Annotated in this window: 20 protein-coding genes; 12 read left to right on the top strand and 8 right to left on the bottom strand. The window is 70.3% G+C overall.

What is annotated here, in order from left to right; all coding sequences use genetic code 11:
• Positions 1-11: 11 nt before the first annotated feature.
• Both QMG61_RS03505 and QMG61_RS03500 read left to right on the top strand, forming a co-directional pair.
• Entirely contained in the window at positions 12-383 is a 372-nt protein-coding gene (locus QMG61_RS03505; protein ID WP_283492954.1) for an FKBP-type peptidyl-prolyl cis-trans isomerase, read from the top strand.
• Between the two features lie 242 nt (positions 384-625).
• Positions 626-1045, top strand: coding sequence for a hypothetical protein (locus QMG61_RS03500; RefSeq protein ID WP_283492953.1), 420 nt, complete (start codon positions 626-628; stop codon positions 1043-1045).
• Between the two features lie 120 nt (positions 1046-1165).
• Here the strand turns inward: QMG61_RS03500 and QMG61_RS03495 are convergent, their stop codons facing one another.
• From QMG61_RS03495 to QMG61_RS03475, 5 genes are all read right to left on the bottom strand, one after another.
• Entirely contained in the window at positions 1166-2047 is an 882-nt protein-coding gene (locus tag QMG61_RS03495; RefSeq protein ID WP_283492952.1) for an SDR family NAD(P)-dependent oxidoreductase, read from the bottom strand.
• 10 nt (positions 2048-2057) lie between these two features.
• Positions 2058-2483, bottom strand: a complete 426-nt coding sequence (locus tag QMG61_RS03490) for a pyridoxamine 5'-phosphate oxidase family protein (RefSeq protein WP_283492951.1) — start codon at positions 2481-2483, stop codon at positions 2058-2060.
• A gap of 74 nt (positions 2484-2557) precedes the next feature.
• Positions 2558-2914, bottom strand: a complete 357-nt coding sequence (locus QMG61_RS03485; RefSeq protein WP_283492950.1) for a protealysin inhibitor emfourin — start codon at positions 2912-2914, stop codon at positions 2558-2560.
• 10 nt (positions 2915-2924) lie between these two features.
• Positions 2925-4061, bottom strand: coding sequence for a M4 family metallopeptidase (locus tag QMG61_RS03480; RefSeq protein WP_283492949.1), 1137 nt, complete (start codon positions 4059-4061; stop codon positions 2925-2927).
• A 162-nt stretch (positions 4062-4223) separates the two neighbouring features.
• On the bottom strand, positions 4224-4985 hold the full coding sequence (locus QMG61_RS03475) for an SDR family NAD(P)-dependent oxidoreductase (protein WP_283492948.1): 762 nt from the start codon (positions 4983-4985) through the stop codon (positions 4224-4226).
• A gap of 107 nt (positions 4986-5092) precedes the next feature.
• Here QMG61_RS03475 and QMG61_RS03470 point away from each other — a divergent pair, with 107 nt between their 5' ends.
• Positions 5093-5983 carry an LLM class flavin-dependent oxidoreductase gene (locus QMG61_RS03470; RefSeq protein ID WP_283492947.1) on the top strand — a complete coding sequence of 297 codons (891 nt, stop codon included), beginning with the start codon at positions 5093-5095 and terminating at the stop codon, positions 5981-5983.
• A 192-nt stretch (positions 5984-6175) separates the two neighbouring features.
• The gene (locus tag QMG61_RS03465; RefSeq protein ID WP_283492946.1) at positions 6176-8206 is read left to right on the top strand and encodes a BCCT family transporter; all 2031 of its coding nucleotides are present in this window, start codon (positions 6176-6178) and stop codon (positions 8204-8206) included.
• On the opposite strand, the gene QMG61_RS03460 is transcribed toward QMG61_RS03465, so the two are convergent.
• From QMG61_RS03460 to nirB, 3 genes are read right to left on the bottom strand one after another with little or no spacing between them, the layout of a single operon-like run.
• The gene (locus QMG61_RS03460; RefSeq protein ID WP_283492945.1) at positions 8147-9331 is read right to left on the bottom strand and encodes a uroporphyrinogen-III synthase; all 1185 of its coding nucleotides are present in this window, start codon (positions 9329-9331) and stop codon (positions 8147-8149) included. The genes QMG61_RS03465 and QMG61_RS03460 overlap by 60 nt on opposite strands.
• Positions 9324-10424: a uroporphyrinogen-III C-methyltransferase gene (gene cobA, locus QMG61_RS03455; protein ID WP_283493162.1), complete on the bottom strand. Its 1101-nt coding sequence runs from the start codon at positions 10422-10424 to the stop codon at positions 9324-9326. The genes QMG61_RS03460 and cobA overlap by 8 nt, the downstream gene beginning before the upstream one ends.
• 2 nt (positions 10425-10426) lie before the next feature.
• Entirely contained in the window at positions 10427-13126 is a 2700-nt protein-coding gene (nirB, locus tag QMG61_RS03450; protein ID WP_283492944.1) for a nitrite reductase large subunit NirB, read from the bottom strand.
• Positions 13127-13337: 211 nt separating this feature from the next.
• On the opposite strand from nirB, the gene nirD reads away from it, so the two are divergent.
• The 8 genes from nirD to QMG61_RS03410 form a co-directional block, all read left to right on the top strand.
• Entirely contained in the window at positions 13338-13736 is a 399-nt protein-coding gene (nirD, locus tag QMG61_RS03445) for a nitrite reductase small subunit NirD (RefSeq protein WP_502846998.1), read from the top strand.
• 80 nt (positions 13737-13816) lie between these two features.
• Positions 13817-15238, top strand: a complete 1422-nt coding sequence (locus QMG61_RS03440) for an MFS transporter (RefSeq protein WP_283492943.1) — start codon at positions 13817-13819, stop codon at positions 15236-15238.
• A gap of 226 nt (positions 15239-15464) precedes the next feature.
• Positions 15465-17585: a molybdopterin oxidoreductase family protein gene (locus tag QMG61_RS03435; RefSeq protein ID WP_283492942.1), complete on the top strand. Its 2121-nt coding sequence runs from the start codon at positions 15465-15467 to the stop codon at positions 17583-17585.
• The gene (locus QMG61_RS03430) at positions 17578-19272 is read left to right on the top strand and encodes an FAD-dependent oxidoreductase (protein WP_283492941.1); all 1695 of its coding nucleotides are present in this window, start codon (positions 17578-17580) and stop codon (positions 19270-19272) included. Before QMG61_RS03435 ends, QMG61_RS03430 begins: the two co-directional genes overlap by 8 nt.
• 116 nt (positions 19273-19388) lie before the next feature.
• The gene (locus QMG61_RS03425; RefSeq protein ID WP_283492940.1) at positions 19389-20510 is read left to right on the top strand and encodes an AI-2E family transporter; all 1122 of its coding nucleotides are present in this window, start codon (positions 19389-19391) and stop codon (positions 20508-20510) included.
• Entirely contained in the window at positions 20507-21130 is a 624-nt protein-coding gene (locus QMG61_RS03420) for a maleylpyruvate isomerase N-terminal domain-containing protein (RefSeq protein WP_283492939.1), read from the top strand. Before QMG61_RS03425 ends, QMG61_RS03420 begins: the two co-directional genes overlap by 4 nt.
• Positions 21131-21282: 152 nt before the next feature.
• Complete coding sequence (gene rpsO, locus QMG61_RS03415; RefSeq protein ID WP_134510745.1) at positions 21283-21552, top strand: 30S ribosomal protein S15; 270 nt, start codon at positions 21283-21285, stop codon at positions 21550-21552.
• A 231-nt stretch (positions 21553-21783) separates the two neighbouring features.
• Positions 21784-23277: amino acid permease (locus QMG61_RS03410; RefSeq protein WP_283492938.1), on the top strand; the 1494-nt coding region annotated here is incomplete at its 3' end.

Raw genomic sequence — 23277 nt, 5'->3', positions numbered from 1 at the left:
TGGATAGGACCATGACTGATCTGAACTCCAAGCCCGAACTCGACGCGCCGGAGGGCCCCGCGCCCGAGGCCCTCACCGTTAACGACATCGTGGTTGGCGAGGGAGCCGAGGCTACCCCCGGCGCCACCGTCGACGTGCACTACCTGGGCGTCGAGTACGACACCGGGGACGAATTCGACTCGTCGTGGAACCGCGGCCAGTCGATCAACTTCCCGCTCGGCTCCCTGATCGCCGGCTGGCAGCAGGGCATCCCGGGAATGAAGGTCGGCGGGCGTCGCAAGCTTGTCGTGCCGCCGCACCTGGCCTATGGCCCCGCCGGCGGAGGCCACCGTCTCTCCGGTCAGACGCTGATCTTCGTGATCGACCTGCTCGGCGTCAGCTAGGTATCCATCCCCCGGTGGCCGAGCCTGCGGTGGTCGGGCCTGCGGTGGTCGAGCCGGTCGAGACCTGCGAGGCCTCGACACGCTCGACCACCGGCACCGATCCTGCCGAAATCCTGACGACTTGTGACGGACCCTTGCGGCTGCCCGGCTGGACGTGCACAGTGAGATTCACCGATCGGGTCACTCCGGTCCTCTCAGAAGACTGTCTCTCTGACGACGTCAGTGGGCGGAGGTAACGGGCAATGATCTCACTGGACCGCGCACGGGCCCTGGCCGGCGCCGGGTTGCGCTGGCGGCCGACCTCGGGCGATGCCTTCCGAATCGAGCGGTCGGGCTTCGAGAACGACGTGTTCACGGTCAGCGAGATGACCATCGAGCCGCACGAGTTCGACACCGGCACGATCCTCGGCTTCAACGGCACCACGGAGTGGGCCCTCGATTCGCTGGCCCTCGAGGATGCGCTCTGGCTGCCCCGCGAGGACCAGCTGCGCGAATTGCTCGGCAGCGCCTTTCGCTCGCTCACCCGGATCGGTCTCGACGGCTACCGAGTCGGCGTCGTGGTGGCCGGGACCGAGGAGAACCACGACGCAGCCGACACCGCGGATGCCTACGCCCTGGCCCTGCTCCGGCTGATCCGGCTCGCGGCCGACGACCTCGCCTGAGCACTCCGGCCGAGCACTCCGGCCGGATGCCGCAGCGCCCACGCCGCGCCGCTTTCCGCGGAGCGCGCCCGCGGTGGCGGGCGCGGTCCGCGGAAACGGGCTCGGGCTCGGGCCTGGACGCTAGGCGATCCAGCTGCCGGTCAGGCCCTGGACGGCGGCTCCGTCGAGATCGGCGAGCTTGACACCCACGAACTGGCGGGCGGCATCCGAGGTCTGCACGCGGAACGCGGGCGTATCGCCCTCGAGGAGCGCGGCGACGACGCCGCCGGCACTTTCCGCCGACTGGGCCGCGGCGAAGGAGGAACCCGCCCGGGCCAGATAGGCGGTCAGACCGGCCGCATACGGGTCGCCGAAGGCGGGCGGCGCGGTCAAATCGAAACCGACGTTCGCGACGAACGAACTCGCCACCGCGCCGGGCTCGACCACGGTCACGGAGACCCCGGCGGCGCGGGCCACGGGAGCGAGGCTCTCCATGAATCCCTCGACGGCGAACTTCGCGGCGCAGTACGCCTCATTGAACGGCTGGCCGACCACGCCCCCGACACTGGAGACGGTGATCAGCCGGCCTCCGCTGGTGCGCAGGTGGGGGAGCGCGGCCCGGGTCACGGACACCACTCCGAAGAAGTTCACTTCCATCACGGCCCTGACCTGGTCGATGGTCTCGTTCTCGATGGTTCCCACGTGCCCGGACCCGGCGTTGTTGACCACGGCGTCGAGGCGGCCGTACCGGTCGACGATCTCGGCCACCACCTCGGTCACCGATTCAGCCTCGGTCACGTCGAGGCGGCGGATGTCCAGGGTCACCGCGGCAGCATCCGCCGCGTCGCGCAGGGCGCGCGCGCCCTCGAGATTGCGCATGGTGGCCACGACCGTGTGACCGGCCCGGGCGGCCGCGATGGCGGCGTGCAGCCCGATCCCTGACGAGGTCCCGGTGATCAGGACGATGCCCGGCGTGCTGGTCGGCGTGTGCTCACCCGTGTTGTCTGAAGGCGTGGTTGACATGGCGTTCTGCCTAGTAGCGCTCGGGTTCCGGCCCGAGTTCGAACCGCCTGCCGGTGACCACCTGGGGGGTGATCTCGACGTAGATGTACTTGAGCGTGGGGATCAGCGGCCGCAGGGGGAGCTGGTCAGCGGCCTCGATCTCCGCCTGCGTGTCCAGCACGCGGGCTTGACCTCGTACCACGACGCTCCACGCCTCGTCGCGGCCGATCCCATCGGTCTCGAAGGCGACCTTGTCGTTCACCGTCAGTTCGAGGAGCTTCGTCCCTTCCGCCGTTCGGAAGAGGAGCCGCCGGTCCGAGGCGATGAAATTCACGGGGTAGATGTCCGGCTCCCCCGAGATGCTCATGGCGAGGCGCCCGAAACTCGACGAGATCAGCAACTCCCAGCACTCGTCTTCGCTGAGGTGCCGGACCGGATACAGGTCGTTGGTGTCCATGCCCCATATTCCCACGCCATCGGGTCGGATGCGAGCAGGCGACAAAGCAATCCGGGCGGGGGCCGGGACCGCGCTCATCCCGGAGGCTGGGAGTTCACTCCAAAATCACCCAGTGGCGAGTCAGGCGTCCGCGACGACCGGGCCCGCCTGCCCCCCGCCGCGGACACCCCGGATTGCGACGCCTTCACCCGGTCGACGAGTTCCTTCCACGGGCCGCAGAGCTGTGGTTCGGCGAGCACCACCTCGTTCGGCGGGCACCGGATGCGGTAGACGAATCGGTCCGGTTCCGGGGCGCGCACCGCCACCTCCGCCCAGGGCAGGGCCGTGATCAGGCTGGCCCAGTCGTCGGCGTCGGGCTGCGCGTCGACGTCGACCTCCCAGGTGGTTCGGATGCCGGCCATGCCACCGCTTCGTGAAACGACGACCTTCATGCGCCCGATGCTACTCCGGCCGCTGGCGTTCCGATCGTTTCGGTCCGGGAACGCCCGCTGCCAGACCGGACCCGAGACCGACGGTGGTCCAGCCGGAGACGACCGCCAGGTGCTCCGCCGATCCGATCCCGTAGCGCTTCACGGCCGCCCGCACGGTGGCCCTGGCGAACACGGCAAAGGTGGCGGTGCCGCCCAGGGTGCCGTTGGTCAGGGTGTCGTACCAGATCTGCCCCGGAGCGTCCCAGGCGTTGCCGCCCAGGGCCGTGGCGACCAGGTAGAACGCCCGGTTGAGGATGCCGGAGTTCAGGTGCACGCCGCCGTTGTCGTCTTCGGTCTCGACGTAGCCGGCCATGCTGTCCGGTTGCGGGTCCCGGCCGAGGACGTCATCGTTGTACGCGGTGCCCGGGGCCTTCATCGAGCGGAGGGCGACCCCCTGGACCTGATCGGTGAAGAGTCCCTCACCGATCAGCCAACCAGCCTCGGCCGTCGACTGATCCCGCGCGTGCTGCTCGACGAGGGAACCGAAGACATCGGACAGGGACTCGTTGATCGCGCCGGACTGACCCTGATAGGCGAGATTCGCGGTGAACTGGGTCACTCCGTGGGTGAGCTCGTGCCCGATCACGGTCAGCGACGCCGTGAACCGGTTGAAAACCAGCCCGTCGCCGTCGCCGAAGACCATCCGCTCGCCGTCCCAGAACGCATTGTCGTAGTTGCGCCCGTAGTGCACGGTGGCGTCGAGCGGCAGTCCGTGGTCGTCGACCGAGTCCCGGTCGAACCGGCTCCAGAACAGGTCGTGCGTGCGGCCGAGGCCGTCCCAGGCTTCCTGCACCGCGACATCCGGCACGGGCGGGTGGCCCTCCGCGCGTGCGAGGCGACCGGGCAGGCGTTCCAGCCCGGCGGCATCCGAGATGCTGCGGTCGATGGTGCCCGGCACCCGCTTGGGTGCCGCACCGGCGCGCAGCCCGGGACCGGGAAGCGGATGCGGCGCCTCGCGCACAGTGCGCAGCGGGGCATCCCTGAGCAGTGACTGGCGGGCCGCCTCGGCCGCCGCGGCGAACCGCGGGTCATCGAGCCGGGCAAGCCGGACCAGGAGATACGGCGGGACGATGCCGCAGCGGATCGGTGAGTGCTCGCTTCCAGTCATGGCTCGAGTGTGGCACCTGCCGCTGACCTGCGCACCCCTCATGCCCTCGGAGAGGGGGGCGCCTGGACGGGGTGCAGGCGGTGACCCCGCGCGGCCGCGTGCCGTGTGCGGCCACCCCGACTGTCCTGAGGATGCGCAGCCACAGCAACGCAGGCGCCGGGGTCAGATTGCGGACCAGCCGCCGTCGGAGGCGAGCAGGGCGCCCGTGACATTGGCCGAGTCCTCGCTGGCCAGCCAGGTGATCGACGCGGCGAGCTGCTCCGACGTGGCGATCGGCGGCACGATCGTCTGCAGGATTGGACCGAGCGCCTCCCCGGCCAGGGCGGACTTGAACGGCGCCTCGATATTGGTGGCTACCCCGCCGGGCACCACCGCATTCGAACGGATGCCTTTCGCGGCATACATCACGGAGGTGTTGCGGGTGAGCCCGATCACGGCGTGCTTCGACGCCGTGTAGGCGACCCCGGCGCAGCCGCCTCTGATGCCGGCCTCCGAGCTGACGTTCACGATCGACCCTGAGCCGGCCTCGAGCATGCTCGGCAGCACGGCGCGGGTCAGCCTCATGACGGCGGTGACGTTGACCCGGAACACCCGCTCCCAGGTCTCGTCGTCGATCTCCCCGACAGGGAGGAAGCCGTCCATGATGCCCGCGACGTTGGCGAGAACGTCGATCCGGTCTCCGGCGGCGGCGACGATCCTCTGCACGGTTTCCTCGAGGCTCACGTCGCCGTCAACGGTGACGAAGCCGAGCTCGGGAAACTCCGCCATGAGCGCGGCCAGGCGATCTGCGGAGATGTCGGCCGCGACAACCGTCGCGCCCTCCCGCGCCAGACGGATGGCCGTGGCCCGACCGATGCCCGATCCTGCCCCGGTGACAATGGCGGTCTTCCCGGAGAACCGGTCGGGGGAGAGTGCGGCGTTCATCTGGTGCTCCTTCGCTGTGCTCGCCCGCGGTGAGCGTGCGCCCCATTAATAGCACCGGCGGCATGGGCTGATAAGGCGACGGCCGGCACGGTCCGTAGACTCGCAGCATGCGTTTCGGAATCGTCATTTTGCCGCAGGATCCGTGGGCGCTCGCCCGGAAGAAATGGGTCGGCGCCGAAGCGCTCGGGTTCGACCACGCCTGGACCTACGACCACCTGTCCTGGCGGAGCCTGGCCGACCAGCCGTGGCACGCCACGATCCCCACGCTCACCGCCGCGGCCGTGGTGACCGAGCGGATCCGGCTCGGCACCTTCGTCTCGTCACCGAACTTCCGGCATCCGGTGCCGTTCGCCAAGGAACTCGCGACCCTGGATGACATCGCAGGCGGCAGGCTGCTCCTCGGCGTCGGTTCGGGCGGAACCGGCTTCGACGCGTTCGTGCTCGGTCAGCCGGAGTTCACGCCGCGGCAGCGGCACGAGCGGTTCTCGGAGTTCGTCGGCGACCTCGACGTGCTCCTCCGCCACGAGGAACCGGGCGGCGCCGGCATCAGTTTCACCGGCGAGTGGGCGACCGCGGTGAACGCGCGAATGGTCGGGGCGCCCCGGCAGTCACCCAGGCTTCCGTTCGTGATCGCGGCCAACGGGCCGAAGGGGCTGCGCCTGGCCGTGCGGCACGGCGCCGGCTGGGTCACGACCGGCGCCGACGGCGTCAGCGGCGAGGACTGGTGGGCCTCGGTCGCGCGGCTCGCGTCCCGGCTCGACGAGACCGCGCACGCCGAGGGGCGCGACCCCGCCACGATCGACCGCTACCTCAACCTGGACAGCGGCGGGTCGTATTCGCTGGCGAGCGTGGCGGCATTCGAGGATGCCGTCGGTCGGGCCGACGCACTCGGCTTCACCGATGTGATCAGTCATTGGCCCCGCGGCGACGGCATCTACGCCGGGTCGGAGGCCGTTCTCGACCAGCTGCCCGCTTCGATGCGGCGACTGCGCGGCTGAAGCGGACCACCGCGGTCGTCGCCGACCGGACTGGCGGTAGGATGGAAGATTCGCGTCGGGCATCCCTTCCCTGTTACGGACCTGGGTGCTCGTCTCGCTGCAGGCCTCGCGGATGCGGTACTGCCGAGATTCATTGACGCCTGCACGGCCACGATGACGGCGTTCCCTGCTCCCGATCCAGAAAGCACCGCCGTGACCGCACCACAGACTGCTCAGCACAGCCCCGACGCCCGACCCCCAGAACACTCCCGGCACAGCACCCGGGCCAGGATCGTACCTGCCCCCCGTGTCTTCTATCCGGCGATCGTCATCATTCTCGCCATCGTCGTGGTCGCCATCGCTTTCCCGACCAGGACGGGCGACACCCTCGCTCTGCTCCAGGGCTGGGTCGTCGCGGGACTGGGGCCCTACTACCTCCTGATTGTGGGTGCCTTCGTCGTCTTCGCCGCCTGGATGGGGATGAGCCGATTCGGCGACATCAAGCTCGGCCAGGACGACGACGTTCCCGAGTTCGGCCTGATGTCGTGGTTCTCGATGCTCTTCGCCGCGGGGATGGGCATCGGTCTCGTGTTCTGGGGAACGGCAGAGCCGCTCACCCACTTCACCGACCCCAAGCCCGGCGTCACCGGCAGCAGCCAGGACCTCGCCGCGGCGGCGATGTCGCAGACCTTCCTGCACTGGGGTTTCCACGCCTGGGCGATCTACGCCGTCGTCGGACTGTCGCTCGCCTATGCCATCCACCGCAAGGGCCGGCCGGTCTCGATCCGCTGGGCTCTGGAACCGATCCTGGGCGACCGGGTGCGCGGTCGCCTCGGCGACGTCATCGACGTGACCGCAATCGTCGGAACGCTCTTCGGCGTGGCCACCTCCCTCGGCCTCGGCGTGAAGCAGATCGCGGCCGGCCTGCACCACCTGGGCGTCGTGGACAAGGTCGACAACACTCTCCTCGTCGTGCTCATCGTTGTCATCACCCTGATTGCCACGGCGTCCGTGGTCAGCGGCGTGGGCAAGGGCATCAAATGGCTCTCGAACATCAACCTGGGCATGGCCGGTCTCCTGCTCTTCGCCGTTCTGATTCTTGGCCCCACGCTCTACCTGCTCCGCGTTTTCGTCGAGTCCATCGGCGGGTACCTCCAGGATGTCGTCGGTCTCACGTTCGATGCGGGCTCCTTCACCGGGCAGGCCGGCCTCGACTGGCAGGGAGGCTGGACCATTTTCTACTGGGGTTGGTGGATCTCGTGGGCGCCGTTCGTCGGCGTCTTCATTGCCCGAATCTCCCGTGGCCGCACGGTGCGCGAGTTCGTGGCCGGCGTACTGTTGGTGCCGACGCTGGTGACCTTTGCGTGGTTCGCGGTGATGGGTGGCAGCGCCATCAAGCAGGCCTGGGACGGCAGCGGCGGCGGTCTGTTCGACCCCGCGGTCGGCATCATCCCCGAGAACGTGCTCTTCGATTTCCTGTCCGGGCTGCCGTTCGGCGGTGTGCTCTCGGTCATTGCCGTGATCGTGGTCGCCATCTTCTTCGTGACCTCGGCCGACTCCGGGTCACTCGTCATCGATATGCTCGCTTCCGGCGGCGATACCAATCCGCCGAAGTGGAGCCGCATCCTCTGGGCCGGTCTCGGCGGCCTCGTCTCCATCGCACTGCTGCTGGCGGGCGGCCTCGCCGCCCTGCAGACCGGAGCCATCCTGACCGCCATCCCGGTCAGCGTGGTGATGATCGGCATGTGTGTCGCGACGTACAAGGCCCTGCAGGAGGAGCACCAGGTGCTCGTTCTGGCCGAGCGTCGCCAGCGGCGCGAGGAGCTCGCCCGGCGGATCGGTAAGCACGTCACCGCCCACCTGGAAGAGAACTTCGACGATCACTTCGGTGACCAGATGGACGAGCGGATCACCGCGGCGCTCTCCGAGGGCGAGCAGCGCCGGTGGAAGCTGTGGCGGCGCAAGCATCCGGTGGAGCATGCCCGCGCGGAGTCGGACGACACCGTGCAGGAGGCACAGTCTGAGCAGACCGAAGCGGCCGCGGCCGCCGAGGAGGCCGAGGCCGCCCTCGGCGCCGTGTCGGAGACGATCGAGGCCCTCACCGAGCAGACGACCGCCGAGCAGACGACCGCCGGGCAGACGACCGCCGGGCAGACGACCGCGGAGCCCGCGGCGCGCCAGACCTCAGACGTCGATGCGGTAGCCACGCTTGATCACCGTGGCGACGAGGCCCGGCACCGGTAGTGACTGGCGTAGCCGGCTGATCGCCACGTCGACGGCGTGGTCGTCGGTGATGTCGGGCAGGGTCGCGCTGAGCTCGGATCGGGAGATGACTGAGCCGCGCCGGTCGAGCAGGGCCCGCAGCAGGGTGAGGGACCCGGGGGCGAGAACCGCCTCGGCGTCGCCCAGCCGGAACAGCCGGCCGCGGAGCTCGACGGGACCGTGCCGGGTATCCAGCCTGAACACCCGCTGCTGCTCGAGGTGGTCGCAGACCTGGCGGATCAGGGCGCCCATCCGGAACCGATCGGGGACCAGAGGTTCGATTCCGGCGGCCCGGAGGGGGGCGGCCGTCACCGGGCCGACGGCCGCGGCGACGACGGTCTCGCTGAGGGCGTCGAGCAGATCGTCCAGACGGCCGATCCCATCGGCGGCACCGAACAGGGCCTCGACGGCGGGGGCACTGGTGAACGTGACCGCGTCGACCGCGCCCGTGCAGATCAGGTCGACCAGTTTGAGCACGCGACCGGAGTCCTCCGGGAGCAGCCAGCGGTACGGCGCGACCGTGAGCACGGTGGCGCCGGCCGCCCGCAGCCGGTCGAGCTGGGGCTCGTCGGTGAAACCGTGCAGCTGCACGGCAACCGTCGTGCCGGCCGGGTCCTCCCGGAGCACATAGTCCACGAGGGAACGGGTGGTCTCCTCGTCACTCATTCCGGAGTCGTCCAGTCCCGCGGCCCGCACCGCGCCGCGCGCCTTCGGGCCGCGCACGAGAATTCGAGAGTGCTCGAGGGTGGTGGTGAGGTCATGGCCGAGGCCGGCGGCATCCGCGGCCTCGAACCAGCGGCGGATGCCGTAGGACGTGGTCGCGAGCAGCACGTCCGGCCGGGCGTCGATGATCAGCCGGGTGTCCTCGGTGAGCTTGGCCTCGTCATTGGTCGCGGCAATGCGGATTGCGGGGGCATGGATGACCTCGGCCCCGCGTCGCTCGAAGGCGGCGATGAGGTCTTCGGAGCGCCGGTCGCTGGTGACGGCGATCCGGAAGCCGTCGAGCTGGTCGGGGCGCACCCCAGGCTGGGTCGTGTCGTGGCCCGTGTCGCTGATGGTGTCTCCGGCATCGTTTGGTTGGGTGGACCTGCCAGGCGGGCTACCCAAGATCTGCGAGTTCCGCGGCGCCCCGCATCAGTTCCACGGCGGCGGTGTCGTCCTGTTGCGCCAATCGTACGACCTCGCCGATCACCAGCACAGCCGGCGAGCGGGCCCCGAGCGCGCCGGCCACCGCGGCGACCTCGGCCAGGCTGGTGATGGTCGTGCGTTGCCGGGTGGAGTAGCCCTGTTCGATGATCGCAACCGGCATTCCCGCCGTCATCCCGTGCCTGGCCAGGCCGGCAGCCAGATGTTGCAGGGTGCCGATGCCCATCAGCACGACGAGGGTGCCGTTGAGGCCGACCAGGTGCGCGAGTTCGGCGTCGCTGAGCGGGGCGTGCCCGGAGAGCACGGTGAAGATGCGGCTCACGTCGCGGTGGGTGACCGGGATGCCGGCGGCGGCGGGCACAGAGATGGCGCTGGTGACCCCGGGGATGACGGTGACCGGGATGCCGGCCACGCGGCAGGCGATGACCTCCTCGCCGCCGCGGCCGAAGACGAACGGATCACCGCCCTTGAGTCGGACCACGGTCTGGCCGGCCCGTGCGCTCGCGACGAGCATCCGCTCGATCTCGGATTGGGCGACGGCGTGGTGGCCGGGTGTCTTGCCGACGTCGACGAGTTCGGCGCCGGGGCACCAGTCCGTGAGCAGATCGGTCGGGCCGAGGCGGTCGAAGTAGACCACGTCGGCGTCCCGGAGCGCCCGCTTCGCGGCGAGGGTGAGCAGGCCGACGTCGCCCGGCCCGCCGCCGACCAGGCTGACCTTGCCGACGGGAGCCACCGCGGCCGCCCGTTCGCGCGCGAGCCAGCCCCTCGCTTTGGCGCAGGCGTCGGAGACGATGCCGTCGGTGGCGGGGGAGACCTCGACCAGAACGACCAGGTCGACGGCGGAGACGAGGTCACGCCAGCCGTGCGGGAAGTGCGGGTATTCGACCGGACGCACCTGGGGGTGCGGCCGGTCGGGGGTGTGCCCGTCGACCGGGGTCCTGGCGAGGTAAACGGTGGCGCCGGCCGCGAGGTACCGGGCCAGGACGCGCCTGGCCGGCCGGGCCTCGCCGAAGACGAGCACCCGGCGCCCGGCGAGATCGAGGTTGATGTCCATGTTCACGCTCCGATCCTGAGGTCGCGGGGCAGGTCGGTCGTTTCGTCCGACGGGCGCACGGGGATGGTCGGCCCGGCCAGCGGTACCGGCCCGGACGGGGCTCGTTCGGCCGCGGCGCGCTCAGCCGGGCGGGCCGGCCGCGGCTGGCCACGCTCCTGCACCTGCACTATCGCGGGATCGCCGGTGCCGGGGGCATTCACGAATGACCGGAACCGGCGCAGCCGCTCCGGGTCCTTGAGGGTGGCTGCCCACTCGTCCTCGTAGTTGCCCACGTGTTCGAGCATCGCCGCTTCCAGCTCGCCGGCGATGCCGAGCGAGTCGTGCACTACAACATCGCGCACGTGGTCGAGCCCGCCGTCGAGGTCTTCCTGCCACCGGGCCGTGCGCTGCAGGCGGTCCCCGGTGCGGATGTAGTACATCAGATAGCGGTCGATGTAGCGCACCAGGGTGTCGTCGTCGAGGTCCTGGGCGAGCAGCTGGGCGTGCGCCGGCTGGAAGCCGCCGTTGCCGCCGACGTAGAGGTTCCAGCCGAGCTCGGTGGCGATGATGCCGACATCCTTGCCGCGGGCCTCGGCGCATTCCCTGGCGCAGCCCGACACCCCGAGCTTGAACTTGTGCGGCGCGCGCAGCCCCCGGTAGCGCAACTCCAGGTTGATCGCCATGGCCACGGAGTCCTGCACGCCGAACCGGCACCAGGTCGAGCCGACGCAGGATTTCACCGTGCGGAGGGACTTGCCGTAGGCCTGCCCGGACTCGAACCCGGCGTCGACGAGGATCTTCCAGATCTCGGGCAGCTGCTCCAGCCTGGCCCCGAACAGGTCGATCCGCTGGCCGCCCGTGATCTTCGTGTAGAGGTTGAAGTCCGCGGCGACCTCGGCGATCACCTTGAGCTTCGCGGGGGTGATCTCTCCGCCGGGGATGCGGGGCACCACCGAGTAGGTGCCGTCCTTCTGCATGTTCGCCAGCGCCCGGTCGTTCGTGTCCTGCAGAGCCCCCCGGCCGGAGTCGAGAATGTAGCCGGAGGTCTGGGTGGCGAGGATCGACGCGATCACGGGCTTGCAGATGTCGCAGCCGAGGCCGGTGCCGAACCGGTCCATGATCTGCTCGAATGAGGTCAGCTGCAGGATGCGCACCGATTCGAACAGTTCGCTGCGGCTCTGCGGAATGTGCTCGCAGAGGGCGCGGGAGACCTCGATTCCGGCCCGGGTCAGCTCGGTCTCAAGGATCTTCTTGACCAGGGGCACGCAGGACCCGCACTGGGTGCCCGCTCGGGTGCAGGCCTTGAGCGGTCCGAGCTCGGTGCAGGCCTCGATGTGGCCGGCCGCTTCATCGCCGCGGATGGCCGCGCGCACGGCGCCGACCGAGACGTTGTTGCACGAGCACAGCTGCACGTCGTCGGGCAGGTCGGAGTTCGCGGGCGGTTCGGCGCCGGCGGCGGAGAGGTAGGCGCCCGGTTCGGCGGGAAGCTCCCGGCCGAGCAGGGGGCGCAGCGAGGTGTACGGTGCGGCGTCTCCGACGAAGATGCCACCGAGCAGGGTCTTGGCATCGTTTGTGACGACGATCTTCTGGTACAGCCCCCTGGCCGGGTCGGCGTAGACGACCTCGAGGGCATGCGGTGTTGCGGCGAGGGCGTCGCCGAAGCTGGCGACCTCGACGCCGGAGAGCTTGAGCCTGGTGGCATCGTCGATGCCGGGGAACACCGCCGCCCCGCCGTGCAACCGGTCGGCGACCACCTCGGCCATCGCGTTGGCCGGCGCAACCAGCCCGACGCAGACCCCGCCGATGCTGGCGACCTCGCCGATGGCCCAGATCCCGGCGACGGATGACGCGCAATCCTCGCCGATCGCGATCCCGCCGCGCGGGCCCAGTTCGAGCCCGGCCAGGCGGGCGAGCTCGTCGCGGGGCGTGATTCCGATGGAGAAGACCACGAGGTCGGCGTTCAGTGCGGTGCCGTCGGTGAGGCTGACCCCGAGCACGCGGCCGGTCGGGGAGGTGAGGATCTCGGTCGGCCGGTTGCCGAGGGCGAGGCTGATGCCCTGCGCCTGGATGAGCCGGCCGAGGGCCTGGCCGGCGCCCTCGTCGAGCTGAGCGCTCATCAGCCAGCGGCCGGAGTGCACGATTGTGGCCAGGCCGCCGAGCCGCGCCAGGCCACCCGCCGCCTCGAGGCCGAGCAGCCCGCCGCCGACGACGACGACGTTCGCGGGCCGGCCGAGCCGTTCGCGAAGCCGCACCAGTTCTGCGGTGAGGAAGTCGACGTCCTCGATCGTGCGGTAGACGTGGCCGGCCGAGGCGCCGGGAATCGACGGCACGCTGGCCGCGGAGCCGGTCGCGAAGACGAGCTCGTCGTAGCCGAGGGTTTCGCCGCCGTCCAGGGTCACGGTGCGCGCGACGGGGTCGAGCCCGGTCACCGTGCGCTCGCCACGGAACCGGATGCCCGGGGAGTCCCACAGCCTGCGGTCGCCCAGGGTGAGGTCCTCGGAGTCGACCAGCCGACGGGAGAGCGCGACCCGGTCGTAGGGAAGGTGCGGTTCCGAACCGATTACCGTCACGGTGCTGCCGGGGGCGCCTGCCGAGCCGGTCTGACCGGACGAGGCGCGGGCCGCCATCGCCTCGGCGAACCGGTGCGCGGCCGGGCCGCCGCCGATCACGAGCACCCGGCGGACCGCGCCGGACTCAGCGGGAGTGCTGCTGACGTTTTCCATGGCTGAGCCTTCCGGGTTGGGATGCCGCCAGCCTAAAAGCGGCGCGTTTCCCCGCCATTGCGCCGACGTAACAATGTGTGACCGCGACCTCACGGCGGCATCCGGGAGCGGTGAGGTCCATTTCACGCAATCGACACGGTGGGTGCGGGGCGGCGAAACACGTGATCTTTAGCGTGGGGCTACCGACAAGCCAAGAAAGGTCTGGTACCCCGTGTCGATAGCCACCCGGATCAACCGTCCCGACGCATCCGTCGCCGGGGAAACGAACCACCAGGCCTGGACCAGCGTCTGCGCCCTCGAGCAGCTCGAACCCCTCTGGGGCGAGGCCGCCCTGGTCGACGGGCAACAACTCGCTCTCGTGTTGCTGCCGCACGGCCACCTGTACGCGGTCAGCAATCAGGACCCGGCCACCGGCTCGTTCGTGATGAGCCGCGGCATCGTCGGATCGAGGGGGGACCGGCACACGATCGCCTCGCCCCTGCACAAGCAGGTCTACGACCTCGAGACCGGCCGGTGCTTCACCTCGGCCGAGTACGCGCTGCGCACCTTCCCCGTGCGGGTCGACGCCGGCCTGGTGCAGGTGCGGCTGGCTGCCGACCCGGCGGGCTGACCGGCACCGCTCGTCCCCATGGCTTTCCCCTGAGTGTCCCTTCCCCTTCGTCCCCTTCCTCACCCTCCCAGGAGCAACTGATGAGCCCCAGCAGCACACCCCCCGAAAGCACCATCCAAACGGCGATCGGCCTGCACCCCGCCCACGACGCGCTCGGGCACCGGCCCGGCCGTTGGATCGACAACTGGAACCCGGAGAACCACGTGCAGTGGGAGGGCGGGGGACGGGCCATCGCCGCCCGCAACCTCAAATGGTCGATCTTCGCCGAGTTCCTCGGCTTCGTCGTCTGGCAGCTCTGGAGCATCGTGGTCGTGCAGCTCCCGGCCGCCGGGTTCACCTTCGACACCGGCCAGATCTTCTGGCTGATCTCGATGCCGAGCCTCGTCGGTGCCACCCTCCGTCTGCCTTACACGTTCCTCGTGCCCCGCTTCGGCGGCCGCAACTGGACCATGATCTCGGCCGCCCTGCTCCTGATCCCCGCGATCGCGCTCGGCGTCGCGGTCGGCAACCCGGAGACCCCGTTCCCGGCCATGCTCCTCATCGCGGCGCTCGCCGGGTTCGGCGGCGGCAACTTCGCCAGCTCGATGTCGAACATCACCTACTTCTACCCGCAGAGCCAGAAGGGCTGGGCGCTCGGCCTGAACGCCGCCGGCGGCAACCTCGGCGCTTCGGTCGCCCAGTTCGCCGTACCGATCGTGATCACGCTCGGCGCCGTCGGCAGCCTCAACCTGCCGTTCGCCGGGTTCATCTGGGTGCCGTTCATCCTCGTCGCCATCTGGGGAGCGTGGAAGTACATGGACAACCTCTCCAACGCGAAGGCCGACTTCGCCGCGTCCGCCGCGGCCGTGCGGGAACCGCACCTGTGGATCCTCGCCGTGCTCTACATCGGCACCTTCGGCTCCTTCATCGGGTTCGCGAGCGTGTTCCCCAAGCTCATCGCCGACCAGTTCCCCACCTTCTCCAGCTTCGCCGTCGGCTCCGCCTCGCTCTCGCTCGCGTTCCTCGGCGCCCTCGTCGGGTCCCTCGCCCGTCCGGCCGGCGGCCGCCTCGCCGACCGGTTCGGCGGTGCCCTGATCACGGTCGCCGCGTTCGGAACCATGGCCGTCGGCGCGCTCCTCGTGATCTGGACGCTCACGCTCGGCAACTTCTGGGCCTTCCTGGCCTCGTTCCTGGTCATCTTCGTCGCCAGCGGCGTCGGGAACGGCTCCACCTACCGGATGATCCCCAGCGTGTTCGCGGCTCGCAGCGGTGTCACGGATGCCCACCGCGATTCCGGCGACGTCGGCACCCAGCGCAAGACCGCGGCGGCCCTCGGCGTCATCTCCGCGGTCGGCGCCTATGGCGGCTTCATCATCCCGCAGGTGCTCGGCCTGTCCAAGACCGCGACCGGTGATTACACCAGTGCGATCTACGGTTTCGTCGGCGTCTACGTCGTGATGATGGCGATCACGGCCTTCGTCTACCTGCGCCGTGGCTCATCGGTCGGCGGGCACCGCATTTGAGCCGCGGTGAGTGAGCCGCCGCCGCGGTGAGTGAGCCCCCGCCGCGGTGATTGAGCCTGTCGAAATCCGCACCGGGTCTCGACAGGCTCGACCACCGGGTCTCGACAGGCTCGACCACCGGGTCTCGACAGGCTCGACCACCGGGTCTCGACAGGCTCGACCACCGGGCTCGACCACCGGGTCTCGACAGGCTCGACCGCCGCCCCACTACCGTTGGAGGAACCCCGTGACCGAGACCACCGCCACCCATTGCCCGTACTGCGCGCTCCAGTGCGCGATGGCCCTGACCCAGACTGAGGCCGCGACCCCGGGACGCGGCGCGCGGGTGGCCCTAGCCGGGCGCGCGTTCCCGACCAACCGGGGCGGCCTGTGCAAGAAGGGCTGGACAGCCGCCGAGCTCATCAACTCGCCCGATCGCATCCTCGAGCCGATGCTGCGCCAGCCGGACGGCAGCTTCGCCCCCGCAGCCTGGGACATGGCGCTCAACCTGATCGCGGAGCGGCTGGCCGGCGGCCGGGCCGAGCACGGCGCCGACTCGGTCGGCGTCTTCGGCGGCGGCGGGCTCACCAACGAGAAGGCCTACCAGCTCGGCAAGTTCGCCAGGCTCGCCCTCGGCACGAGCCGGATCGACTACAACGGGCGGTTCTGCATGTCCTCCGCCGCGGCGGCCGGCAACCGGGCATTCGGCCTCGACCGGGGCCTGCCGTTCCCGGTCGAGGACCTCGACGCCGCCGCGACCATCCTCATCCTCGGCTCCAATCCGGCCCAGACCATGCCGCCCTTCATCGGGCACCTCGACGGCGCCCGCGCCGCCGGCGGTCTGATCGTCGTCGACCCGCGCCGCACCGCCACGGCCAGGCTCACCGAGAACGGAGCCGGAAGCCACGTGCAGCCGACGCCGGGCAGCGACCTCGTGCTGCTGCTCGGGCTGATCAACATCGTCATCGCCGAGAAGCTCGTCGACCAGGACTACATCGACTCCCGCACGATCGGCTTCGACGAGCTGCGGCGCAGCGTCGGCCAGTGGTGGCCGGAGCGGGTGCAGGCGCAGACCGGCGTGCCCACCCAGCAGCTGCGTGACCTGGCCCGTCGACTGGCGTCCGGCCGGGGCACCTACATCCTGACCGGACGCGGCGTCGAACAGCACGCCGACGGCACCGACACCGCGACCGCCGCGATCAACCTCAGCCTCATCCTCGGCCTCGTCGGCACCGACCATTCCGGCTACGGCACGCTGACCGGCCAGGGCAACGGGCAGGGCGGCCGTGAACACGGCCAGAAATGCGACCAGCTGCCCGGCTATCGCAAGATCACCGACCCGGCCGCGCGGGCGCACGTCGCCGGGGTCTGGGAAGTGCACCCCGACAGTATTCCCGGGGCAGGCCTCCCCGCCGTCGAACTGCTCGCCTCGATGGGCGAGTCGGGCGGCATCCGCACCCTGCTCGTGCACGGGGCCAACGTCGTCGTCTCGGCCCCGAATGCCGACCGGGTGCGCGCCGGACTCGCCGCCCTCGATTTTCTCGTGGTCTGCGACTTCTTCTTCTCCGAGACGGCCGCGCTCGCCGATGTCGTGCTGCCGGTCACCCAGTGGGCGGAGGAAGACGGCACGATGACCTCGCTCGAGGGGCGCGTCATCCGTCGCCGCACCGCGGTCGCCGCCCCGGCCGGGGTGCGCAGCGAACTCTGGATTTTCCAGGAACTCGCCCGCCGACTCGACGCCCCGTCCCGCTACAGCACCGACCCCGCCGAGGTATTCGACGAACTCGCCCGCGCCTCCGCCGGCGGACCTGCCGACTACTCCGGACTCAGCTATGGCCTGCTCGACGAGGGGCAGGCGGCCTACTGGCCATACCCGGCCGGGTCGACCGGCACGCCGCGGCTCTTCCGGGACCGCTTCCAGCATGCCGACGGCCGAGCCCGGATGTTCCCGGTGCGCGCGCGCGTCGCGGATGCCCCCGCCCAGCAGCGCGGAATCCTCACCCTGATCACCGGGCGCCTGCTCGAGCACTACCAGTCGGGCGCGCAAACCCGCCGGGTTCCGGAGCTGGCCCTGGCCCGGCCCGAGGCCCGCCTGCAGCTGCACCCGGCCACCGCCGCGCAGCTCGGCGTCGCAGACGGCGGCTGGGTGGACGTGACCAACTCTCGCGGGGTGGTGCGCTGCCGGGCCGAGGTCACCCTCTCCATTCGGCACGACACGGTATTCCTGCCGTTCCACTTCCCCGGCGAGCAGAGCGCCAACCGGCTCACCGACGACGTCACCGACCCGGTCTCCGGGATGCCGGAATTCAAACGCACGACCGTGCGAGTGCGCGCACTCGCGGGCGAGGAACGAGGAGCAGATGCCTGAGCCCGGGTCTGAGTCGCGGCCGGGGCCGATCCCCGAGCGCATCGTGCTGGTCGGCTACGGGCCCGTCGGTGCCCGGTTCGTCGAGGAGCTGCTGCCCGTCGTGCGCGCCGGCCTCGCCACGCTCACCGTGGTGGGCGCAGAGACCGCCGACGCCTACAACCGGGTGCTCATCGCCGACTATGCCGTCGGGCATGCCGGGCGTGAGGCTCTGGAGGTGACCGACACCGCGGCCGCGCGAGCGACGGGGGTCAGCATCCTCACCGGCACGAGCGTGACCGCGATCAGCCGGACGAGAAGCACGGTCACCCTCGGCACCGGTGCCGAACTGGCCTGGGACAGGCTCGTCCTCGCCACCGGAGCCAGGGCCAATGTGCCGACCCTGGCCGGCGTCGCCCGGGTGCGCCGCAATCTGATGATGCCGCCGCAGGATGCCGCAACCCTCGACTCGAATGAGGCCACGCTGCCCCGCGGCGTCGTCGCGCTCCGCGATCTGGACGACGCGCGCACCGTGCGCGGAGCGGTGCGCGCCGGCGGCCGGATCGTCGTGCTCGGCGCCGGAGTGCTCGGCATGGAGCTCGCGCTCGCCGCGGCCAGGGGCGGCGCCGAAGTCTGTGTGGTCCACCACGGTGAGATCCCGATGAACCGCAACCTCGATCGAGGCGGCGGCACCGTGCTCGCCCGCGCCGCACGGGCCGCCGGGGTCACCATGGTCAATCACTCCCGCGCCGAGAGCGTGTTGTTCCGCCTCGATGACGACGCCGTCCAGCGCTTCGACGCCCTCATCTGCGCCGACGGCAAGCAGATCGGCGGTGACCTGCTCGTGCTCTCCTGCGGCACCGGAGCCCGCACCGAACTCGCCCACCTCGCCGGCCTTCCCGTCTCCACGGGCATCCTCGTCGACGGGTCGCTGCGGAGCTGGGCGGATCCCCGCATCCACGCGATCGGCGACTGCGCCCACGTCGCGGCGCCACCGGCACCGGGTGCCGGGGCCGCGCGCCCGACCGGGGGCCCGACCGGCCTGATCGGGCCGGGCTGGCGCCAGGCGGACCGGCTCGCCGCCGACTTCACGGCCCGCCTCACCGCTGCGGGCTCCGGCGGGGCGCCCGCGCCGAACGAGTTCGCTGCCGGGCGGGCCGGCGACCTCCTCGCACCGGCGACGGCCGTGGTGATGCTCAAGGCCGAGGGGGTCGACGTCGTCGCGGCCGGTGACACCGCGGCTGACCCGTGGGACAGCGAACCGGGCAGTCACGCCGACGGCTGCGCGACCGCCCCGGTCAGCGTGTCGCAGTGGGCGGACCCTGAGCACGGTCGCTACGTCAAAATGGTGACCCGGAGCGGCATCCTCACCGGCTTCGTCTGCGTCGGGATGCCGCGCACGGGCGCCGAACTCACGCTCCTCTTCGAGCGCGGCAGTGAATTGCCCGCAGACCGCTCGGTGCTGTTGCGCTTCGACGGGCCGGACGACGTGCCCGGTGCGGGCGGAGACGCCTTCGCCCGCGAGACGACGGTGTGCTGGTGCAACGGGGTCAGCGTCGGCGCGATCACGGATGCCGCGGCCGCCGGCAACGCGACGGTCACCTGCATCGGTGCAGCCACCAGGGCCGGAACCGGTTGCGGCGGCTGCAAGACCCGGATCGGCGAACTCCTCGACCGCTTCCCGGTCCCGACCCCCGCCCCCGCGCCATAGCCCGTTGACTTGCGGAGAGTGCGCCTTCGACCACACGACGAAGGCGCACTCTCCGCACTTCAGCGAGAGTCCGTGCGGGAGGGTGCAACATTTGCCCGCGTGATTATGGTGGAGACATGCGCGCAGACCTTACCAATGGGCGGGACCCGCTCCGTTCCCTGCTCACCGACCGCCTCGGCCGGGTGGCCATCCGTTGCGCGCAGGTCATCGTGGTCGTGGTGCTCGGCTCTGCCGTGGTGTTCGCGCTCGTGCAGGTGAAGCTCGTGGTCATCCCCCTGCTCGTGGCGCTGATCCTGGCGGCGGCTCTGCGTCCGGTCGTCGGTTGGCTGCTGAGGCGCGGGTTGCCCGCGGTGCTCGCCACCTGGATCACCCTGCTCGCGGGGATCCTGCTGCTCGGCGGCATCGTCACCCTGATCGTGTTCGCGGTGCGCAACCAATGGGATGCCCTGGCAACGTCGGCCTCCGATGGGCTCGACGAACTGCAGGGATACCTCGTCGACGGCCCACTGTCCTTCGACTCCGCGCAGTTCGAGGCGGCCAGGGCGGCCCTGGTGGGCTTCGTGACCAGCAGCCAGTTCGGAACCGGAGCGATCGCGGGGGTCTCCGTGGCGGCGGAGGTGATCACCGGCATCCTGCTGGTCGTGGTGATCCTGTTCTTCTTCCTCAAGGACGGACCGGCCATCTGGGCCTTCGCGCTTCGCCCCTTCGGCGGCGCCCGCCGCGAGCGGGCAGACCGGATCGGCGCCATCGCGCCGCGGGTACTCGGGGACTACGTGCGCGGCACGGCGATCATTGCCCTGTTCGACGCGGTCTTCATTGGCGCCGGGCTGGCGATCCTGCAGGTGCCGCTGGCGCTGCCACTGGCCGTGATCGTCTTCCTCACCGCTTTCGTGCCGCTGATCGGGGCGACCGTGGCCGGCATCCTCGCCGCTCTCGTCGCACTCGTAGCCAACGGACCCGTCGTCGCGCTGATCGTGGTGGCGATCGTCATCCTGGTCAACCAGCTCGAAGGTGACCTGCTCAACCCGCTCGTGATGGCGCAATCGCTCAGGCTGCACCCCCTGGTCATCCTCGTCGCCCTCACCGCGGGCACCATCCTCGGGGGGATCGCGGGGGCCGTGCTCGCCGTTCCGCTCGTCGCGGTCACCTGGTCGATCGTGAAGGTGTGGGATGGGCCCGACGAATCGCTCATCCGCCGGGCGCCGCTGCCGTTCCGCCGGAAACCGGCCGGCGCATGACGGCCTGGAGCGAGGACCGTGCCGCCTTCATCGCCGCGGCGCGCTGGTTTGCCGCCGTCGCCCGGGCCGTCGACGCCGAGGGGGACCGGCCGGCGCTCGGCGAATGGTCCGTGCGTGACCTGATCGGGCACACCAGCCGGGCCCTGCTGACCGTGGAGGCTTACCTGGCCGCGGGCGCCGCGGTGCCGCCGCCGGTGACGGTGACCTCGCCCGCCCAGTACTACCGCCTCGCGATGGCGTCGCTGGGGGAGCCATCGAAAGTGGCCGAGCGGGGGCGTGCGGCCGGGCGGGACCTCGGCACCGACCCCGCCGGCGCCGTCGCGGTCATTGCCACCCGGGTCGCGGCTCGGATCCGCGCGGCGAAACCGGGTGACCTCGTGGCCACGCCCGTCGGCGGCATGCGCCTGGCCGACTACCTGTCCACCCGCACGTTCGAACTCACCGTGCACACCTGCGACCTGGCCGCGGCCCTCGGCGTGCCGGCCTCGGTTCCGGATGCCGCGGCAGCCTCCGGCCTGCGCCTGCTCGGTGACCTCGCGGTCGAGAAGGGGCTCGCCGCGACCCTGCTGCTCTCCGCCACCGGCCGCGGCCCCCTGCCGGCCGGCTTCACGGTGCTCTGACCGCCGGGTTCGCCCCGCGCCCTTCGCCCCGCGCCCTTCGGGCCGCCGCGACTCTGCTAAACTCGGTGGGTTGCCGTTTGACGGCCGCGGATCAAGAGAGCCCAGGCATTCGGCCCCGGGCACCGCGCAGTGAGAGAAAGGGGATCCCATCTATGGCACTCGAAGCTAATGCTAAGAAGGCGATCATCGAAAAGTACGCTACCCACCCAGGCGACACGGGTTCCCCCGAAGTTCAGATTGCCATGCTCACGCAGCGCATCCTGGACCTCACGGAGCACCTCAAGGAGCACAAGCACGACCACCACTCGCGTCGTGGCCTGCTTCTCATGGTTGGTCAGCGTCGCCGTCTGCTCGGTTACCTGTCCGACATCGACATCAGCCGCTACCGCAAGCTGATCGAGAGCCTCGGACTGCGCCGCTAAGGCACGTTCGACAGAAGACTTCTGAGCTCGAAAGAGCTTCGACGACGGGCCGTCACCTTCGGGTGGCGGCCCGTTTTGCGTGCCCGGCGTCGGGTCGACCGCGGATGGCGCGGGGCATCCCCGCCACGGAACCCCAGTGCCGCAATGACCGCTGGGCGGGTGCGGCACTCGGACGGGGGTCGCGGGGCAATAACATGGACCGGTACCCAACGGAACGGACACCACCTCGCTATGAGCCTCTGGCGCACCAAAAGCATTGAGGCCTCCATGGCCGACTCCCACGAGACGGGCCACAGCCTCAAGCGAACGCTCGGCACCTGGGACCTCATGATCATGGGAGTGGCCGTCGCGGTCGGTGCCGGAATCTTCTCCGTCGGCGCGAAGGCGGCCGGCAGCTACGCCGGACCATCCGTCACCCTCGGTTTCCTGCTCGCCGCCATCACCTGCGCGCTCGCGATCATGTGTTACGCCGAGTTCGCCTCCGCCGTTCCGGTCGCCGGTTCCGCCTACACGTTCACCTACGCCACCCTCGGCGAGCTGCTGGCCTGGATCATCGGCTGGGACCTCATCCTCGAGATGCTCACCGCCGGCGCCGTGATCGCGAAGTACTGGGGCATCTACCTCAGCAAGGTCTTCGAACTGGCGAACTGGGATGTCCCCGCCACGATCCCGGTCTTCGGGCTCCAGGTGAGCTGGGGTGCCTTCGTGATCGTGGCCATCTTCACGACGCTGCTCGTGGTGGGCACCAAGCTGTCCGCGCGGGTCGCCAGCGTATTCACGATCCTCAAGGTCGCGATCGTGCTCTTCGTCATCGTCGTCGGCGCCTTCTACATCAAGCCGGAGAACTACACCCCCTTCATCCCGGACGCCGTCCCCAGCACCGGTGGTGACGGGGACGTCTGGATGCAGTCCCTGTTCTCCTTCATGACCGGCGCGCACCCGGCCCAGTACGGGATCTTCGGCCTGCTCGCCGGCGCCTCGCTCGTCTTCTTCGCCTTCATCGGCTTCGACGTGGTCGCCACGAGCGCCGAAGAGGTCAAGAACCCGCAGAAGACCCTGCCGCGCGGCATCTTCGCCGGCCTGGCCATCGTGACCGTGCTCTACCTCGGTGTCAGCCTGGTCCTCACCGGAATGGTGCCGTACACCGTGCTCGCCGACGACCCGAACGCCTCGCTCGCCACGGCCTTCATCGCCGTCGGCGCCGGCTGGGCCGCGCAGGTCATCTCCGTCGGCATCCTGGTCGGCCTGACCACCGTCATCATGGTGCTGCTGCTCGGCCTGTCCCGGGTTCTCTTCGCGATGAGCCGCGATGGTCTTCTGCCACGTAGCCTGAGCGTCACCTCGGCCAAGCGGGGCACGCCGGCCCGGGTGCAGATCATCGCCGGCACCGCGGTCGCCCTGATCGCCGGGTTCACCGACGTCGGCGTACTCGAGGAGATGATCAACATCGGCACGCTTTCCGCGTTCGTGCTGGTCAGCATCGCCGTGATCGTGCTGCGCAAGAAGCGGCCCGACCTCAAGCGGGCCTTTTCGGTACCGTTCTCGCCCTACCTGCCCATTCTCTCGGCGGTGCTCTGCTTCTGGCTGATGCTCAACCTCACGACGCTGACCTGGGTGCGGTTCGCGGTCTGGCTTGCGATCGGGCTCGCCGTGTACTTCGCCTACGGGCGGCGTCGTTCCGTCGTCGGAATCGAGGCGAAGCGCGTCCACGACGCCGCCCTGCGC

The organism is Cryobacterium sp. PH31-AA6, assembly GCF_030063195.1.
In the GTDB taxonomy this organism is placed as follows: Bacteria; Actinomycetota; Actinomycetes; order Actinomycetales; family Microbacteriaceae; genus Cryobacterium.
Note: the sequence above shows the minus strand (reverse complement) of the source record. Positions and strands in the feature narration are given on the sequence as shown.